General features: G+C 32.1%; 2 protein-coding genes. Both read right to left on the reverse strand.

Annotated elements, in window-relative coordinates:
- Window positions 1–49: 49 nt before the first annotated feature.
- On the reverse strand, window positions 50–901 hold the full coding sequence (locus tag MP478_RS22460; protein WP_306552727.1) for an IS3 family transposase: 852 nt from the start codon (window positions 899–901) through the stop codon (window positions 50–52).
- Between the two features lie 14 nt (window positions 902–915).
- The coding region (locus MP478_RS22465) for a transposase (RefSeq protein WP_373691739.1) at window positions 916–1,391 on the reverse strand (476 nt) is incomplete at its 5' end.

The raw sequence follows: 1,391 nt of genomic DNA on the forward strand, positions 1-1,391 counted from the left end.
TTGACTAGTCCTGAAATAACGATACAAATTAAAGGATAAAAGTAAATAATTAAACCAGAGTAAATTTATTTTTGCTTTGGTTTTTTATTTTATAAGTTTTCATTTTTAATTTTGACTGTTTATGCATTTGATTTGGTGTTAAATAATGATTTGAAAAATGCGGTCTGAATTCATTATAAACACTAATAGACTGATCCACAATTTTTCTTCTCATTGAGGTATCAATATCATATTTATCAATATCAAATTCCTGTTTTAAAATACCATTGACTCTCTCTGCAACTGCATTTTCATAAGGATCAGAATTCTGTGTCATACTGCATTTTATCTTATGCTTTATCAATATTCTCTGATACTCATTCGAGCAATATTGTAAACCTCTGTCAGAGTGGTGGATCAGCGGTTCTCTATCAATTTTATTGTCTTTTAATGCTTTTTTTAATGCTATCATGCTACTTTCCGTATTGAGATTATCTGCAACATAATGACCTACAATTTTCTTAGAATAAGCATCAGTTATGAGACTTAAGTAACTCGGTTTTTTTCTATTTCCAATATAGGTAATATCTGCTACCCACACCTGGTTGGGCTTGGTGATACGGTACTCCAAAATCAGATTTTTATGCTTTCTAAATCGATGATGAGAATTGGTTGTAATATGATAACTTCTCTTTGATGTGATCAATAAACGATTGGCTCTCAAAATATCAAAGAACTTATCCCTTCCTATTTTCAAAGACTTTAAAGGTTTACTCAAAAGAAAATACAGCTTTCGACCACCTAATTTTGGCATTTTTATACGGATATCCTCTACGAGAGTTATTACTTTTGATGCTTTGCTTTGTGAGTTTTTATACCCTCGGATGCTTCTGTAATAGACTTGTCTATTCAACCCGAACAATTCGCAGATAAAGACTATGGTTTCTTTTTCTTCACTGCGGAAGTTGGTGATTGTTCGGGTGGTAAGTTTTTTCTGATATCAATATCATATTCTTTCTCAGCAAGATTTATCATCATATCGAAAAATATAACTTTCTTATCAGCAATGTAAGCCTGTTTCTCTAAAAATGCTTTCTGTTTTTCAAGCAGTTTAACTTCGGCTTCCAGTTCCATGATACGCTGTTCAGGTGTCTTTTTCATAGTGAATGGTGTTTGGTTTTCCCAATCAAAGTTACCATATTTTCTAAGCCAACTAACAATGGTTGAGCGTGCTTGTATACCATATTTTTTTCGACAGTCTGTAATTCCTGATTTTCCTGTTTCTATTTCTCTTACAATTTGAAGTTTCAAACTCAAACTGTAATCTTTCTGTGTACGCTTGACATAACGTGTTTCTAAATATTCTTCCATAACGATTGTTTTTTTATGTATCGCTATTTCAGGACGGGACA

Origin of the sequence: Chryseobacterium sp. WG14, from assembly GCF_024586945.1 — a bacterium.
Lineage (GTDB): Bacteria > Bacteroidota > Bacteroidia > Flavobacteriales > Weeksellaceae > Chryseobacterium.